This is a genomic window from Rhodobium orientis (assembly GCF_003258835.1).
Lineage (GTDB): Bacteria > Pseudomonadota > Alphaproteobacteria > Rhizobiales > Rhodobiaceae > Rhodobium > Rhodobium orientis.
Genome location: NZ_NPEV01000231.1, coordinates 1 through 238, shown reverse-complemented (window position 1 = coordinate 238; position 238 = coordinate 1). Strand labels below are relative to the sequence as shown.

Genomic DNA, 238 nt, shown 5'->3' with positions numbered 1-238 from the left:
GGACAAATAGATCATCACCCACAGCCGGTCCGTCAATAGATAAGCGGTTGCGGCAGGCGTGATCAGCATCGCGACGACGAGGATGATGCCGACGGTCTGAAGCGATGCGACCGTGACCATTGTTAAAAGCGTCATTAAAAAGTAGTGGATCAGCCGGTTCGGCAAGCCGTAGACAGCCGCCATCGTCGGGTCGAAAGAGGTGATGAGCAGCTCTTTGTAAAATAAAAAGACAGCGGTA

The 238-nt window shown here is 52.5% G+C and carries 1 protein-coding gene; it reads right to left on the bottom strand.

Going from position 1 to position 238, the window contains the following annotated elements:
• Positions 1–238 (bottom strand): metal ABC transporter permease (locus CH339_RS25980; protein ID WP_146610325.1); only part of this gene is annotated, 238 nt, incomplete at both ends.